The sequence below is a fragment of the Bacillus sp. ISL-75 genome (genome assembly GCF_018613095.1).
In genome coordinates this window covers 17437-33193 of record NZ_JAGGQX010000026.1, presented here as the reverse complement: position 1 = coordinate 33193, position 15757 = coordinate 17437, and the positions used below count along the sequence as shown (strand labels likewise).

Sequence of the window (15757 nt, the reverse complement as noted above, 5' to 3'; positions counted from 1 at the left end):
ATGAAAAACTTACAAACTAAATCCACTTTTATTCCCCCTATAAAATAAACGAAGTGCCAACTTCTCTTTAATAGAAATTGGCACTTCGTTTATTCGCTATACGTTATCGTGTCGCTTTTGGAGGTTGGCACACGTCACATTTACGTTGGTTATTATTTTTAAATTTCGTAAATGTTTTCTCAAAGTTGTTGCCACATGCACATGTAAATAGTAACTTTTGCGAAAAACCTTGATATTCCGTCGTTAGCAACTTGCTTTCCGAATGGTTCTCAACAAATTCTTTAATTTTACCAATCGTCCATCGTTTATTCATTCTCTTACACCTCAAATTTTATCGCTAGGCGGAGGCTTTTCTTGGCATCCGTTCACTTATAAGTAAAAGTAGTAATGATCCTAAGTTACTCATTATAACATGAGCTGGCACTCAATTAAACAGATGGAAGATATCTTAATAAACTAAACGGCCGTTAGTGGAATTAGAAAAGGAGTTGCAGCCGCAACCCCATCTTCAACTATAATTTCTTGCACCTGGCAGTTAAAAAAGACATTAAACTAATAATAAGAATAATATCCAGGATAACCATAACCATAATAAGGGGAACTGTAACCATATGGAGAGTAAAATGGGCGGTTAAACCATCCATCCATAAACCCGCCTATTAAAGGGGCGCCGAAATGTGGTATCCCATAGTGAAAATGGTGATAAAAAGCATGAGGTCGCAGAAATATCCGTCTTTTATCATTTTCATTAAACAAGAGCATACTCGATTGATTCATTTCCAACCCATTCCTTTTTTCAATGTAGTTGTTTAGCCATGTAACAATTTAAGTCTTCAAACTTCAACAAATAAATAACAGTTATGGCAGGAACTCCTCGGTCGGTTCCAATTCCTTCTTTTTTTCCTCCAGAATAATTTGCGTACCTGCGTTTGATTCTAATACAAGCCCTAAGGATTGTAACCAATCTCCCAAATTGGTGATTTCTTGAGCTTCCAACGTGAGCCTTTCCTCATCCGTTAATACTTGTTTCGTAGTACCAACACTTTCCAAAAATTGTCCCATGGTTTGAATCCATGCTCCCAGTAATATCTGTCTTTCATTGGCATCCGATCGGACTTCCTCATCAATCAACATAATCTTAGATAAATAATACGCCTCCATTATTTGACCAATAAATTGAATCCAGACAGCAACGGAAACTTGTTTTTCAAGTTGTGAAATCAGTTCCTCCTTGTCAGAATTACTATTTTCCTTGGATTCTTTTGTATTTTCTGTTTGAGCATTCACTGTATTTCACTCCTTCTTTATATACGTATGCAAATATATAGGGGAATGCCCTTGAAAAATTTGCCATTGTGATGTAGTCAGTCTCCAGTATTTTCGTAGATTTCTGAAAAACTAACGAAAATTGGGACAGAAAATGATGGAAAATGTCGAAATATACATAGGGGAGGTAAATGGTCATGGGCCGCATTTAGTGTTAACCATGATCGTCTGCCTTAATAAAAATACATAATCGTCCATTTTTCTTAAATGACAACAAATGAATGACCCTAAACAGGAAATAGGAGAACAAGTTATTATGACGAAAGAATTATTTGTAAATGGTGAATTAACACGAATCAGGAAAGAAACCCACGGAAAAAGCAAGCAACCCAAACCTGTCCCAGAGTTCACTTCAAGGATGGAAAAACGCGAATATGATCAACGCGTCCATTATTTTGATATTCGAAATGTATTAGATGTCAAAGGATTCCTACAAGATATTCGTGCCAATTGGAATACATATGTGTCACAGGTGAACCAATGGATACAAACCAGCCCAGTAAAAAAACTTGTCGTGACGGGTATTTTTACCGTAGTCCTTAGTTTTTTTGCAAGCACATCAAATGCAGCCTTTATTCAGGAATATACATATCAGGTAAAAAGCGGTGAAAAAATCGAAGAGATTGCTGCAGCACATGGAGTAACAGCACAAGAAATAGTAGAGGCCAATGGACGAACATCCATTAACGGTAAAAAAATTCTTTTACCAAAAGTACATAACAGAACAGTTACCGCCACCACGCTAAATGTTCGGTCACACCCGACCACAGAAAGCCGTGTCATCGGAAAATATATACAAGGGGATGTAGTGAAGGTCTCCTTCATAGAAAACGGCTGGGCTGGCATTCTGATCAAAGGAAGAGTTTGTTTTGTGAGTGCCAATTATCTTACCACAGAAGAAGAAACGACGAAACCAGCGGTCACTCAAGCCAAACCCATGTATGTAACGGCCACTTCCTTGAGAGTGAGGGAAGCTGCCACTACGAGCAGTGCTGTAATAGGTACGTTGCGATTAAACAATCGCGTTTCTGTCGAAGCATCTATAAATGGTTGGGCTCAGATTAATTTCAATGGCAAAGCAGCGTATGTGAGTGAAACCTATTTAACTACGAACCTGCCAGCAACAACCAAACCAAGTACATCAGTGTATGTGATTAAGCCCGGTGACAATTTTACAAAAATCAGTAAAGCCCTTACGATCTCGGTCTCATCGATTCAAGAACTAAATCCAACCGTGGACTCAGCCAAGTTGAAAATTGGCCAAGAAATCAAAATCCCTGCCACAACAGCAACGGCTGCGAATCAAATAAAAGTTGCAGCATATATAGGTGGGGTTGACCCTCAAGGAACGTTTCGTTTTATCACATCTAATGGGATCACCTATGCTGCCAAAGCATCAGGCAGCATGGTAAATGAATTATTTGAACATCAAGGGGAAAAAGTGACCCTAACACTTGAAGGAAAAAGGGGTCAACAAATGACTTTACTATCTATACAATAAATTGTACCAAAAAAATTAGCCTCAGGTTTGAGGCTTTTTTTCGTGGGATATAGTGCAATATGGAGGAACAAATACTTTCTGGAGGATGAAGCGTGTTACACATTCTTCATAATAATGGTTTCAAACGAATTCGCTACTGCTTGACAGCAGTTCGCGATTTCTTCTAGTCCTTCATAGATTTGTTTGTATTTAATAATTCGGACAGGGTCTTTCTCAGCGGTAAATAAATGTTTAATGGATGCACGCAGAATATGGTCGCAATTCGACTCAATTTCTTTAATTTTGATTGCATGTTCCCTTATATGAAGCAATTTCTTAGTGGAAAGCAGTTCAATCGCTGCATCAATTTCCGTGGCACAATTTTTGATCTCATCAACAAATTTAAGCGTAAAGTCGTCCATTTCAATTATAGAGTACATTTCAAATAGGGCAGCTGTATGGTATAAACCGTCCAGAATATCATCCATGCTGATGGAAAGAGCTAAAATATCTTCACGCTCAAATGGAGTGATAAAGGCATTATTTAGATCTCTAATCAGGTCATGAACCATGGCATCTCCGTTTAATTCAAATTCTTTCATCGTTTCGGAAAAAATTTTAAGATCACTAACATTTTTTAATTTGTAGTCAGCAAAGTAGTTCGCACTTTCTTTTAAATTTAAAGAAATACGAGTTAAATGATTAAAGAACTTGTCTTTCTTTTTTACTGCCATTCAATACCCTCCACATGGTCCAATTAGTGTATTTGCCTAAAATATGGTTAAAAACCCTTTATCAAAGCGCTTTTAAAAGCAATTACTATAATAAATGCAACCATTGGACAAAAGTAACGGCTTACGTCCTATATCTACTCGACAAAAAACTGCCGAATGGTTTTTTCTTAGGTTTTAAGATTTTAAAGAAATGAGCTATTCGTAACATAAGGCGGGTTTCGTAAGAGGGAATGTAGTTGTCTCGTAAAAGACCTAGTGAAAAAGCCCTTCCCATTCTTAATTTCTTAACATAAATTGTAAGGAATAATCCTAAAGGAGGTCTATAATATGTTTGGTTATGGTGGTTTTGGTGGTTGTGGCTACGGCGGTGTCGGCTTTGGCGGCGGTTTTGCTTTAATTGTTGTATTGTTTATCTTGTTAATCATCGTAGGAGCAGTCATCTGTTTCTAAGAAAAAACAATTATTCTTAACTAAAAAAAGCCCTTTAAGGGCTTTTTTGGTTGAAACGATAACTCATGAAGGTGTATGGTCCATGGATTGGTTATGGGGTTTTGGCTACACTCTAGCTTATGCAGCCTTTCATGTGAATAACCAATGAGTTAAGCCTGATTTTGGAGAACTTTTTTTCATTTAGCTCAGCACTTGCCTATTCAGTTTTAATATCTTGTACATATATTATTACTACACCCAATCCAAATATTTATAAAGATTTACCTCCAAAGAACGTTTGCTTATAAAGCAGACGTTTCTCGTTTTTTTAGGCAAATCGCTGATTTTGTGTTCCCTTTAAGCACTTTGGGGAAATTGTTCTTTCGCTGCTTTTTTTAAAAATAATCTTTTTAAAAATGGTATGGACCATCGATCCAAACCAATTTTTCCCGCATTTAGTCCAGCAACTAGAATAAACATCCCTAGTAAAGCCATTTGTGGATTTGTACTTGTTGTTCCAGAGAACATATACGCAAAGTTCATAGTAAGCCCCATTAGAATAGAAAATGAAGTGAAAATACCTAAAATTAATCCGAGACCTACTAAAAATTCACCCCAAGGAACGATTACATTAAAAAGATCGACATATGGTAATGCTACCTCTTTTAAAAAATTTCCCCACCAAGGTTGAACAGCAGGGTGTTCACCAGACATATTTTTTACTGCTCCATACAAAAAGCCGCTTGCATCAAATTTTCCACTTGAGATTTTTCCCCAACCAGCATTTAACCACTGCCAACCAAGATAGAGTCGAAGTAAAGTAAGCAGCAGTGAGACCAAACGGTTTTCCTTTAAAAATTTAATAAACATAATAAAGCCCCCTAAATAATTGATAATTATTATCAATGATAACGATTATCATTATCGTTTAAACTGATATTTTAGTCAACGAGTGTAAAGTACTAAGTTTTATGGGGTAAGATAGACCAATATCCCTATTTCCTTCTTCTACTTACGAAGCAAGTTAGTTAATGCTATAACCATTTAGAAAATGGTCAATTATGACTTGTGTTAAGCATCTGGAATAATTGTAAAAGCAATTGTTCGAACCGGAGACTCTGTTTTCTTGCTCGTAGTATTGTAGTATTTAGTCAATAAATCGTTTAATTCGTTTTGAAATTGTATAAAGTGTTCCTCATCAATCTTTAATTCAACTACAGAAAAAGCAGCAAGGTCCTCTTGGCAGTTTTGTTCTCCTAATTTCTTAAGATAATCTTGATATTGAGTCATAAGTAATAATTGATAATAGGAAAAGTAGGTTAATTTTTCCTCGTTAGAAGCTTTTTTCCATTCATCTACGTCAATTCTTGCCTCTTCTTCATTTAAGGCATAATATTTTTCGGAAACAGATTTCACCTTTTTTTCATTAATAACGTGGATGACACCGGAATCCACCATGGTTTGTATATGCCTATATAGACTTGATTGAGGTACATCTTTAATGATTTTTACCATTTCTAATGGTGTTAGTCCATTTTCTTTATTTCTCATTAATGCTTGGCAAATTTTCATTCTTACTGGATGCATGATAACTTCAATTTTGTTACTCACAATTTCACCTCATTCATTGTTTAATTTTAATCTCATTATAAATAATGAGAATAGCTATTGCAACACACCTGCAATTTAGTTATCATTATTAAGAATGAGAATGAAATTGGAGGGAATGATGGAAATGAAGCTGCAATATGGTCTGGGTGACCTAAAGGATATTGATTTTATGGCTTTTCTACCTATAATAATGCCAGTTATTGTAGTAAGTACGATATTAATTTTAATTGCATTAATTGATTTATACCGACATAGAAAGACAAGAAAAAATATGCTCCCATGGGTGCTAATTATTCTATTTGCCAATACACTTGGACCTATTCTGTACTTCACCATAGGGAGAAAGGATAGTGAGAGAATATGAAATTAGAAATCAAAAATGTTACGAAAAAATTTAAAGGAAAAATTGCTGTCAATAATTTTTCGATGGAACTGAATTCAGGAGAATGTGTCGGATTAATCGGTCCGAATGGGGCAGGGAAGTCCACATTAATAAAAGTGATTTCAGACATTATCAATTCAGACTCTGGTGAAGTTTTGTTGAATGGGAAAAAAATATCGAAAATGAAAAGGGAAATTGGTTACCTGCCACAGTACCCTAACTTTTTTCATTGGATGACAGCGAAAGAAACGCTTACGTTTATGGGTCAACTTTCTGGAATGCTAAAAGAAGAATTAACAAACGGGATCCCTGAAATTTTGGCAAAAGTCGGACTAGAAGGTGAAGGAAATTCAAAAGTCGGCACATTTTCTGGTGGAATGAAACAGAGACTTGGTATTGCACAAGCACTATTACATAAGCCTTCACTTATTGTCATGGATGAGCCAGTATCTGCATTAGATCCAATTGGGCGAAGAGAAGTGTTAAACCTGATCGAGGAAATAAAAAAAGATACTACTATTTTATTATCAACCCATATATTAGGCGATGCAGAAGAAATATGTGAACGATTTGTAATCATAAAAAATGGAACAAAAATAGAAGATACAACAATCACTGAACTGTTGAACCGAAATAACGAAAATAAATTAAATTTAGAAATCATATCGAATGATCAAAAATGGATTGGCATGATAAAAAAATTACCTTATGTGAAGGAAGTCGAGGTCATAGGGAATAAAGTCCAAATAAAGGTTGAAAACATCCAAAAAAACAAAAATATGCTCCTGATGAATGCACTCTCTCACGACGTGGACATCGTAAAATTTGAAATCAATAATGATAGTTTAGAAGAAATATTTTTAAAATTGGTGGTGTGAAAAATGAATAATTTTACTGTACTAACAAAAAAAGAATTTGTTCAAATGGTACGTGATTTTAAAGTTATTTGGCTACCGATTGTCTTTCTCTTTTTAGGAATAACTCAACCAATTGTAACTTATTACTTGCCATCCATTTTGGAATCGTTAGGAGGAGGGACTGGCATTACAATAGATTCGAGTGTGACAGCTCAAGAAGGAGGAAAAGTACTAGCCACCACGTTAGGGTCCCAATTTGATCAGCTTGGGATTATGATTATTGTTATCTCAATGATGGGGATAATTCAAACAGATAAATCAAATGGTATGTTGGCCTTTATCTTAACACGACCTGTTACTGTTATTTCATATATCGCTGGAAAAATTGTATCAAATTATTTGATACTAGCTTTTAGTGTAACGATTGGGTACCTTTCTTCGTTTCTTTACGTAAATTATCTTTTCGAAGATGTTCCATTTTTAGACATGATTGCTGCACTAATGTTTTATCTTGTATGGGTTCTTTATATCGTATCTTTTACTACGATGATTAGTACTATTTTTCACAGTCAAGGTATTATCGCACTAATTTCAATTGTTTACCTTTTGGGTTGCAGAATTATCGTCGGTTTGAATCCAGCAATTGATTATGTAAATCCAGCCAGCATGAGTAAACATGCAATGGAATCCCTAATCACAGGTTCGGTAAATTTAAACGAAATAGTCAATGTACTACTAACAATTGCTTGTATTTTGCTGACACTCTGGGTAACAAATTTTTGGATTGCCAATAAAAAATTTAATCATGAATAAAAACTTAGAGCTGATAAATAGCATCTTGAAACCTCTCCGTTTTATGATGTCATGTTGTTATTTACCTATGGGTGAATGTCTAATCCTAGGACAATCGTGGAACATAGTATAAATTTGTGGTCCTTATAATCAGGATAAGAAAAAATAAATAACCTTGGTGAGGGGAATGTTTCAAAATGGAAGAAAAAAAACAATACCGCGATGATTTGTTGGAATGGTGTAATACCATTTATTCTAATTGGGAAAGTATGAAACCAAAGGTTACCAAGCACTATGATAGGGAGAGTTTAGAGGAATGGGAAGGATCATGCCGTCAATTAAAAGAGAAATTACAGTCAGATTTAAACGTGGACTTCGATGATTATCTGACCGCTAGAAGCCTATATGATCAGTGGGAACAGCTATTCAAAGAAACGAATGCTTATCAAGAAGAGATTAAAGTCGGTTCTGATACACGTTTGGAATGGGAAGAGGAACAACCATTCCATGAAGGATTAATGGAAAGGGCTGCTTATCAAGTGGAGATTAAAGTTGATACAGAAAAAGGTGTGGATTTAGACGAAGAACGACAATACCGTGAAGAATTGTTGGAATGGTGTAATACCATTTATTCTAATTGGGAAAGTATGGAACCAAGGTTTTCAAAACTTTTTGATATAAAAAGTTTAGAGGAATGGGAGGCATCATGCCGCAATTTAAAAGAGAAATTACAGGAAGATTTAAAAGCGGATTTCGATGATTATCAGACAGCTAAAAGCCTATATGAACAGTGGGAACAGCTATTCAAAGAATCGTATGCTTATAAAGAGGAAATTGGAGTTTAATCTGATTTACAAGGTATTATTTAAAACAAAATTATCAGATGTTCAAGCGAAAATAAGAAGAAAGGGATAACATCGGAGCGGCTGAAATGCTGCTCTTTTTTTGTAATAAAAATTCTAATGTTATTTTCTATTCAGTTCCTATTTCCAATAATATAAGAAATATCCATAAACATGTATGAAAATGATTATTATTATCAATACTATAAATATTAGAGGGATAACCATTAAAAGGCTATCCCAACGAAAATTATACTTCTGGAACAAATGTTTTGCAATCCGTTTCTTCACTATTGGATGCCTGTTTGCCTTTATGACTGACTACATAAATAGCATCTGCATTGCATTTGTTTCCGTTGCCCCAGTAGGTACAGTTATTTACTTCACAAAGAACATCTTGTGCCATTCGTATCACACCTCCTTTTCCTTATCTTTGACGAATGAACTTTGGATGATACCCTATGATGAAAATAACATCAAAATTTCTAATTAGATAACGCTTTTATTATATTTTTATAAAGAAAAATTTTTTAAGAGTGACTGAAAAGTCGCTCTTTTTTATTATTGACATTGATAATCATTTTCAATTATTATTTAAATAAGATATTGATAATGATTATCAATTATTGTCTGGAATTGATAACTGAATAAAGTACAAAGTGAAAAGTCCTTATATAAAGGGGAATTTAAAAATCTTTTATTCAATTCCTTTCTTTAAAACATTTAGTAAAAAAAATCAAATAATAGTTGGAAATTGAACTGAATTGTGACTTAATTAGTCACTCTTTTTTCTTATGAAAAATTGTTTGTATCAAGATATGGTTGTCTTTTTGGCAGCCTTTTTTTCTTGTTCAAAAACGGTTCAGGTTAGTGGAATAAGGTTACTCCATTAAAAAATTAACTTTTCAAGGAGGCTGTTAATAAAGGAATTTTTCTATTTCAATATAGAAAAAATCCAAACACAAAGTCCGATAATATTTGCTATTAAAAAAGAAATAATTAAAACGTTTTTAAATCGATCCATTTTTTCTCCTTATTCTTACAATTAATATTTATACTACTCTATTTTAAACTATCAAATTTTTCATTATAGCATATATTTTGTAATTTTCACTCAATTTTGATTGACAATGATTATCATTTAAGTATAAAATCATAACGAAAATGATAATCATTATCATTTTCGTTATGGAATATTCTTAATAGATTCGTAGGAGGTGATAATAATGAGTACATTAATTAATAAAGTGGTCTTGCAATTATTGGTAACTGTAATGCGTATTCTTTTTGGTGTAGGATGGCTATTAGCAGGTGTAACGAAGATTAGTGAAAAACACTGGTTTAGTGAACCTGGTGTTTTTATCGAACATTATTTATTAACAGCAGTAGAAAAACCGAATGTTCCAGAATTTTATAAGTATTTCATTGAACATGTAGCATTAGATCATGTTATTTTCTTCAATTATACAATTCCTATTGTGCAAATTATTTTGGGAATATGTTTGATCGTTGGATTGATGATTATTCCTTCTGTTTTTATTTGTCTTTTTATGCATGTGAATTTTATTCTTTCAGGAAATATGAATTTAATAAGTCTGACCCTTTATACAAGCGCATTTGCAATTTTATTTTTTATACAACGTAGTTATGTTTTCAGTTTAGACCGATATTTTGGAATAGATCAAAAGCTTTCTTTTAAGAACAAAAAGTTAGAAGAGCCTGTTATACCAAATAGGATTCTTAAGAATATTTCTTAATTAATAAGAATTTTTTCTATAGATTAGTTGAAAAAATAGTCGTTTATTAGCTATTAATCAATTTATTTTTTATTTAATTATGATGATAGATAAAATTATTATGTTGAAAGGATATTATTATGCAAAACAAGCCATGGAAAGTGATGTCATCTATTGCACTTGCATCCACTTTAGTACTAACTGCTGGATGTACGAGCGATAAGAAAGTTGCTAAAGAAGAAAAAAACTCAGAACAAGAGCAACATGTAAGTAAGGAAGTGACAAACGCTTCTGTAACAGTACCTGTGACAAATTATACGTTTGATACAGCAGGTAACATGTTCGCATATGCAGAATTTGAACTTTCAGGAGAACCCTTAGTAGAGGGACTAGGACTTGATTTGGATGTTCTTGATCCAAAAAAATTAGATTCGCCCACAAAGTTTGATTATACAGCAGGAATTGAATCGTATGAATATTCAGAGGAAGCAATGTATGAAGTTGTAGAAAAATCAGGATTAGGGCTACATTTAATAAATGGTCCAGTTGTCAAGGAATTAGCTAAAAAGCAGGGGAAAGAATCACATGAATTATTAGCAGAGCGTTTCTATAAATTAGCTGATGCAGTTGGCTATCCTCGTGAAGAGATTCATAGGAATATGTTTCCTACCTTTATTGAATATGCAAAAGGTGATCCTCATTATATTCAAGAAGTAGATACTTCTAACTATGCTTCAGGAGAAGAAAATACATACGTTCCTCAATATCAAGTTAACTTTAAGTCGCTTCGATGGGATCGTAATAAAATGGATAAAGTCTTAAATCCGGCAGCATATGGTGGAGCATTCTTAAAACAAGCTCTTTGGGCCGGAGATTTTATGGGTGGGTTTCATACTGTAGACGGTGATGAAGAATTGGAAGGTGAAACACCCACAGATGATCATGATGAAAGTGTTGCCATTGGTGTTAGCTCAGCAGATGGTATGCAGGGGGCCATTCTAGTAGAGGAAATTTGGAACAAATTAAATTACGTTCGTAATCACTTATTTTTCAAGGCAAATGATAAGAGATTAATTCCTGCAAGTGTTGGAAGTCAGTATGATCCATCAAAAGGCTATGTTTATTTACCTCATACAATCCAAGTAAAAGAGGACGGAAATTCAGACGTTCCTAATGCCGCGTCACTAGAAGTAACAGATGCGCGCAGTATTTTAACAGATCAATGGTTAATGCTTTACCCTTCATCTGAATTCTTCGGCACGACAGATCAGCGTCCGGAAAATAAAAATGTCGCACCATCATTCCGAGCACTTTTTGATAGTGATCCTTATCCTGCTGCTCCAAAAGTAAATCTTGATAACAAAGCAGAAAACGATGTGATTGTAAATGATCCATACTCTGTTAACCGTGACGTACTGCTTCATGTGTTTAAAAATATTGACGCCATGCACTTTAATGAAAAAGAAGGTGCATTTGTAGCTGAACATAATGGTAAAGAGCAAGGAAATTATGTAGATACGTTTAATGCAGGCTATACAATTGAATCACTTCGTATTTTCCAGCGTGCAATTGATGGTCTTCCAGTTGGATATGCAAATGCGGAAGACGCTGAAGGATTAAATACAGCTGAAGGTAAACGTGCAATTGAACTAATTACAAAACAAGCAGATTTTATCATTGATAAACTGATGACAGATTCAGGCTTAGTTGCAAAAGGCTATACATTCGGTAAAGGTGCAGATGAGGAAACAACATTAAATGCACAACTTGGGGCCGTTCGCGGCTTAACAGCAGCATATCTTGCAACAAAGGATGAAAAATATCGTAATGCTGCTCGTACCGTTTATCAAGCAATGGATGAAATGCTTTGGGATAATGAGGCAAAAGCCTATGAAACTGTGAAAGGCGAAATGAAATATGATGCCTTTACTGCAGGTGGAGTATCTGCTGTCTTACGTGTCGCGATTAATAACTTAAGCAATATGGAAGGTGATGAAAAACAGCCAGCAGCATTAGAAGTGGAAACCATTATTTCACGATATGTTGATTTTTATGAAACTGTCATAGATGGTCCAGATCTTAAACAAGGAATGCAGGCAAGTGAATTCTGGGATACAGGTGATTTTTACATTGATGGTGATGAGTCAGGAAACACAGATGGAGATCAAGTTCCACAAACTCAAGCTGGTCATGGTAAATACGGCGTTGCACCTGTTCTTGTACCTGTTGAAGTAAAAAAATAAAGATAAAGAGGGTAGGTAATCGTGAAGAAAATTGCCCTTTTCTGGTTAACGCTCCTATTGATGGGGGCGTTAGTTGGTTGTAAGGAAAGAATAAAAGCAGTAAACGAGAAAGAGCCGGGAGTTGTTCGGGACTATGCTGTTAACAGCAACAATATTGTTATGAATAAGGCGGGTAATACCATTTATATAGCCAATATTGATGTAAATACAGTTACCATTGTTGACAGTCAAACAAAAAAGGTGACAGCTGAAATACCAGTCGGAAAATCCCCGGTACAACTAACCCTTTCACCAGATGAAAATAGTTTGTATGTTTCCTGTAGGTATGACAATAAAATTGACATCATATCAATTGAAAAAGAAAAAGTGGTTGATTCTCTTGATGTCGGAATTGAACCATATGGTGTTGTAACAAATCAGGACGGCAAAAAGCTGTATGTTGCAAACTATCGATCTAGTACATTATCAGTAATCGATCTAACTAATAAAAAGGTTGAGTCAGAGATTAAAGTCGGCGATCGACCTAGAACATTAGCGATTACGGCAGATGGGCATAAGTTATATGTTCCGCATTATTTAGATGCGAAAATTAGTGTGATTAATACCGAAACTGAAAAAATAAGTAAAGTAATTTCCCTTGCCGATTCACCAGATAATAACGATCGCAAAAAAAGCCAAGGGATTCCAAATACATTAGAACAATTTGTGATTGATCCCGATGGAAAAAAAGCTTGGATTCCACACTTGTTAACAAATGTTGATACTCCTATTCATTTTCAGGAAACGATTTTTCCAGCCATCTCTGTCATTGATTTAACGACTGATGAAGAGTTGATTGAAGAACGGAAAGAATTGTTCGAAGAAATAAATGTTACAGATAAAAAGAATGACACAATCATTACCTCAAATCCTTATGATGTCGTCTTTCATCCAAACGGTAACAAAGCATATGTTGTCATGTCTGGAAGCGAAGATCTCGTGGTGTTCGATTTAAATCGTGGTGGTAATGCAACACAGATTTTAAGAAGAATAGAAGGAAATAACCCAAGAGGTGCCGTGATTTCACCAGATGGCGAATCCGTTTATGTTCACAACGCTATGAGTCATGATCTTGCCGAGATTTCTATAGGAGGAGACAGTCCATACGCTCGTGCAAAAATGAAAGGTGAAAATCTTGAGTTGATATCAAAAGATCCTCTGTCCCCGCTAGTAAGAGAAGGGAAAACGATCTTTTATAGTGCCAATAGCGAGGAGTTTGCGACAGGAATTACAGGGAATAATTGGATGAGCTGTATTTCTTGTCATGCTGATGGTGAAATAAATGGACTTACTTTAAAGACTCCAAAAGGACCAAGAGATGTTCCAAGCAATGTTTTAACGACTAAAACCGGATTATTTATGTGGGATGGCAGTCGTGATGATTTTACGGATTATCTATTGACTGTGCAGGGTGAAATGGGTGGCATGACAGAATTTGATCCGGGAAAACCACTCCCTGAAGATGTCGAGCATATGTATGATGCGATGTTTGCTTATCTCGATGATCCAGATTCATTCCCAGTCCCAAAAAGTCCATACCGTAATAAGGATGGAAGCCTAACCTCTACAGCAGAGGATGGAAGAAAATTGTTTGAAGGGAAAGCAGGATGTATTGCATGTCATGCAGGGGCTCAATTTACAGATAGCGTAAAGGCTATAGATAAAAACGGTCATTTGACAACTAGCAATACTAATTATTTGCATGATATCGGTACTACTAATCCGTTAGATAAACCATCTAAAGGTAATGCTAGACAAGGTTTTACAACCCCAAGAGATACTCTTCACTTTGATGTTCCAACATTAAGAGGGGTATGGGCAACTGCACCTTATTTTCATGATGGCAGTGCTAATACGATTGAAGAGGTTATTAAGCGAATTCGATATGAAGGAAAGCCTGCATTTACAGACGGTGAAATTTTAAAAATAGCCGAATATGTACGTTCTATAGAATAGAGGGTAATCAAAAAATAGACAAGTAAATTTACAGAAAGCACCGTGTAAACGGTGCTTCATTACCCTTTTGAAAGGGTAGGAATTATATCTGCCCTGGGTAAAATGCCTCGTTGATTTCCCAAGACTCAACGATCTTGCGGGCTACAGCAGGTTCATATCCCATACCCATAAGGTACGTAATAGCCGCAACTTCTCGTAAGGCATGAGGAAAAGAAGTGTGCTGGGCTTCATGTAATCCATATTGAACAAGAGGTTCAACGTTACTTAATACTGTGTGTTTATAATGGTGTGGGCTATAATGATGTTGTTGATTAAAGTGATAAGGATTGTATTGGTAAGGGTTATACAAAATACAGTCATCTCCTTAGATAAATAATTTGTAAAGTCATCATTAGTCTATGTGTGTTTTAACATGGGTGAAACGGATAGTGAAAAATTAATAGAGAAATGAGTTGGAGTGGTACCCCTATTAAGCTTACGGATGCCCCAGTTAAGAAGCCAAAAAAAAGCCGATTCCTTAACCATCAGGAAATCGGCTTTTAAATGGGGTGAAACTTCCCTAGGCGCTAGGGCTAGTTGTACCACTATATTTATGTGAATGAGGATGGACTCCGTTAACTGTCGTCTCTCCGTGAAAATTATGATAATGTCCAACTCCACCAGGTAAGGGAATCGCAGGACCCGTTGTGCCTCGGATTTCATGTTTATGGCCATCATCCAACGAAGTCACGGTAAAGTAATTATGAGTATGTTGTACACCAGTAGCGGCAGGTTCTGTTGCCCCTGTATATCTATGGTCATGCCCTCCCATAAAAGAGGTCACTCCTGAAAAATGATGTCTATGAATAGGTGTGCCGTTCCAAGACGTCAGATATAATTGGTGAGAATGCTCAGTATCCATATCTGAATCACTTGAATGAATGATAAACCCAGTAACCGGAATTTCCATATCTTTTCCCCCTTTTCTAAATCGCTCTTACAATTTATGAACAACCTAAATCAATCATGTCCCTTTTCGAAATAAACATAATGAAAGAAAGAACCCAGAGTAGGCTTCCTTTCCATTTAAATGGACTTGACTAGGTGGGGTTTATTAAAAAGGTAACTTAATGGTTTTAGGTCTTGAATTTAGGTTGGTCCAATGGAATAAGTAGGAGTAAAAGTTACCAGAGCCAGTCTATCGACTGGCTTTTTGTGTAGTTTGAGGTGATATGAGGGAGTGGACAGTAAATAGGGGAAAGTGGACAGTAAGTAGATAGAAGTGGACAGTAAAAATCAAAAGCGGACAGTAAAGTGAAGAAAGCGGAAAGTAAACCAAGGAAAGAAGGCA

The 15757-nt window shown here is 35.4% G+C and carries 17 protein-coding genes; 9 read left to right on the top strand and 8 right to left on the bottom strand.

What is annotated here, in order from left to right; translation table 11 throughout:
* Positions 1–103 precede the first annotated feature (103 nt).
* The gene (locus tag J7E63_RS12020; protein ID WP_214717985.1) at positions 104–313 is read right to left on the bottom strand and encodes a hypothetical protein; all 210 of its coding nucleotides are present in this window, start codon (positions 311–313) and stop codon (positions 104–106) included.
* A 545-nt stretch (positions 314–858) separates the two neighbouring features.
* On the bottom strand, positions 859–1287 hold the full coding sequence (locus J7E63_RS12015) for a hypothetical protein (protein WP_215012417.1): 429 nt from the start codon (positions 1285–1287) through the stop codon (positions 859–861).
* A gap of 295 nt (positions 1288–1582) precedes the next feature.
* Between J7E63_RS12015 and J7E63_RS12010 the strand changes: the two genes are divergently transcribed.
* Positions 1583–2827 carry an SH3 domain-containing protein gene (locus J7E63_RS12010; protein ID WP_215012415.1) on the top strand — a complete coding sequence of 415 codons (1245 nt, stop codon included), beginning with the start codon at positions 1583–1585 and terminating at the stop codon, positions 2825–2827.
* A gap of 95 nt (positions 2828–2922) precedes the next feature.
* Here J7E63_RS12010 and J7E63_RS12005 read toward each other — a convergent pair whose 3' ends face one another.
* Positions 2923–3540 (bottom strand): DUF47 domain-containing protein, encoded by a 618-nt coding sequence (locus J7E63_RS12005; protein ID WP_215012413.1) that lies wholly within the window; start codon positions 3538–3540, stop codon positions 2923–2925.
* A gap of 327 nt (positions 3541–3867) precedes the next feature.
* Here J7E63_RS12005 and J7E63_RS12000 point away from each other — a divergent pair, with 327 nt between their 5' ends.
* Complete coding sequence (locus tag J7E63_RS12000; protein WP_215012411.1) at positions 3868–3990, top strand: YjcZ family sporulation protein; 123 nt, start codon at positions 3868–3870, stop codon at positions 3988–3990.
* A gap of 336 nt (positions 3991–4326) precedes the next feature.
* Here the strand turns inward: J7E63_RS12000 and J7E63_RS11995 are convergent, their stop codons facing one another.
* Both J7E63_RS11995 and J7E63_RS11990 read right to left on the bottom strand, forming a co-directional pair.
* Positions 4327–4839, bottom strand: a complete 513-nt coding sequence (locus J7E63_RS11995; protein ID WP_215012404.1) for a DoxX family protein — start codon at positions 4837–4839, stop codon at positions 4327–4329.
* A gap of 201 nt (positions 4840–5040) precedes the next feature.
* Positions 5041–5580, bottom strand: a complete 540-nt coding sequence (locus tag J7E63_RS11990) for a transcriptional regulator (RefSeq protein ID WP_215012402.1) — start codon at positions 5578–5580, stop codon at positions 5041–5043.
* A gap of 124 nt (positions 5581–5704) precedes the next feature.
* Between J7E63_RS11990 and J7E63_RS11985 the strand changes: the two genes are divergently transcribed.
* From J7E63_RS11985 to J7E63_RS11970, 4 genes are all read left to right on the top strand, one after another.
* Entirely contained in the window at positions 5705–5944 is a 240-nt protein-coding gene (locus J7E63_RS11985; protein ID WP_215004817.1) for a PLDc N-terminal domain-containing protein, read from the top strand.
* A complete protein-coding gene (locus J7E63_RS11980; protein ID WP_215012395.1) occupies positions 5941–6840 on the top strand; it encodes an ABC transporter ATP-binding protein in 900 nt (299 codons plus the stop codon). The genes J7E63_RS11985 and J7E63_RS11980 overlap by 4 nt, the downstream gene beginning before the upstream one ends.
* 3 nt (positions 6841–6843) lie before the next feature.
* Complete coding sequence (locus J7E63_RS11975; RefSeq protein ID WP_215012393.1) at positions 6844–7632, top strand: ABC transporter permease; 789 nt, start codon at positions 6844–6846, stop codon at positions 7630–7632.
* Between the two features lie 176 nt (positions 7633–7808).
* The gene (locus J7E63_RS11970; protein WP_215012391.1) at positions 7809–8456 is read left to right on the top strand and encodes a hypothetical protein; all 648 of its coding nucleotides are present in this window, start codon (positions 7809–7811) and stop codon (positions 8454–8456) included.
* A gap of 247 nt (positions 8457–8703) precedes the next feature.
* Here J7E63_RS11970 and J7E63_RS11965 read toward each other — a convergent pair whose 3' ends face one another.
* The gene (locus J7E63_RS11965) at positions 8704–8859 is read right to left on the bottom strand and encodes a DUF1540 domain-containing protein (RefSeq protein ID WP_168241198.1); all 156 of its coding nucleotides are present in this window, start codon (positions 8857–8859) and stop codon (positions 8704–8706) included.
* An 820-nt stretch (positions 8860–9679) separates the two neighbouring features.
* Between J7E63_RS11965 and J7E63_RS11960 the strand changes: the two genes are divergently transcribed.
* From J7E63_RS11960 to J7E63_RS11950, 3 genes are all read left to right on the top strand, one after another.
* Complete coding sequence (locus J7E63_RS11960) at positions 9680–10210, top strand: DoxX family membrane protein (protein ID WP_215012389.1); 531 nt, start codon at positions 9680–9682, stop codon at positions 10208–10210.
* A gap of 119 nt (positions 10211–10329) precedes the next feature.
* Positions 10330–12432: a hypothetical protein gene (locus J7E63_RS11955; RefSeq protein WP_215012387.1), complete on the top strand. Its 2103-nt coding sequence runs from the start codon at positions 10330–10332 to the stop codon at positions 12430–12432.
* Positions 12433–12492: 60 nt separating this feature from the next.
* Entirely contained in the window at positions 12493–14427 is a 1935-nt protein-coding gene (locus tag J7E63_RS11950) for a beta-propeller fold lactonase family protein (RefSeq protein WP_215012531.1), read from the top strand.
* An 82-nt stretch (positions 14428–14509) separates the two neighbouring features.
* Here the strand turns inward: J7E63_RS11950 and J7E63_RS11945 are convergent, their stop codons facing one another.
* Together J7E63_RS11945 and J7E63_RS11940 are read right to left on the bottom strand one after the other, a co-directional pair.
* Entirely contained in the window at positions 14510–14776 is a 267-nt protein-coding gene (locus tag J7E63_RS11945; protein WP_215012385.1) for a hypothetical protein, read from the bottom strand.
* A gap of 210 nt (positions 14777–14986) precedes the next feature.
* Positions 14987–15376 carry a YmaF family protein gene (locus J7E63_RS11940; RefSeq protein WP_215012383.1) on the bottom strand — a complete coding sequence of 130 codons (390 nt, stop codon included), beginning with the start codon at positions 15374–15376 and terminating at the stop codon, positions 14987–14989.
* Between the last annotated feature and the right edge of the window lie 381 nt (positions 15377–15757).